Genomic DNA, 633 nt, shown 5'->3' on the forward strand with positions numbered 1-633 from the left:
GATCTGCTGCGCCTGGGCCAGCGCGTCGCGGCTCGGACGCGACCCGTCCGGGGTGCGTGCGGTCAGAGTGACGCGGGTGCCACCCTGCAGGTCGATGCCGAGCTTGGGGGCGGCGCGCTTGTCCCCGGTCAGAAACACCAGCAGATACACGCCGACGAGCAGCAACAAGAAGACCGACAGGTAGCGGGCAGGGTGCACCGGCGCCGAAGACGATGCCACGTTCCTTCTATCTCCTCGAGTATCGGTTCTTACCCCGGACTGAGCCTAGTGTCGTGCACGCGCTCGTCGCGCAAGCGGTCCGGCGCCGCGGCGTCGGACCGGGATTCGCGTCAGGAATCCTTGGGCACGCGGCCCTCGTCGAATTCCGCCACGTCGTCGGAGTCGTCGGCGCCGGCCAGGTCCTCGTCGTCCTCGGGCAGGATCCGGTCGCGGATGGCCAGCTTCATCCACGTTGTCACCACACCGGGCGCGATCTCCAGGTCGATGGTGTCGTCGGTGATCGCGACGACCGTCGCCTCCAGGCCCGACGTCGTGTGCACGCGGTCGCCCGGCTGCAACGACTCGTGCAGGTCGATGGTCGCCTGCATCGCGCGCTTCTGGCGTCGCGACGCGAAGTACATGAACCCGCCCATG

At 68.4% G+C, this 633-nt stretch carries 1 protein-coding gene and 1 pseudogene; both read right to left on the reverse strand.

What is annotated here, in order from left to right; translation table 11 throughout:
* Window positions 1-219: pseudogene (locus A5692_RS07485) on the reverse strand (protein translocase subunit SecD); the annotation flags it as partial.
* Between the two features lie 110 nt (window positions 220-329).
* Window positions 330-632, reverse strand: coding sequence for a preprotein translocase subunit YajC (gene yajC, locus A5692_RS07490; RefSeq protein ID WP_068054133.1), 303 nt, complete (start codon window positions 630-632; stop codon window positions 330-332).
* Window position 633: the final 1 nt, after the last annotated feature.

It is taken from the genome of Mycobacterium sp. E342 (assembly GCF_001667665.1).
GTDB lineage: Bacteria > Actinomycetota > Actinomycetes > Mycobacteriales > Mycobacteriaceae > Mycobacterium.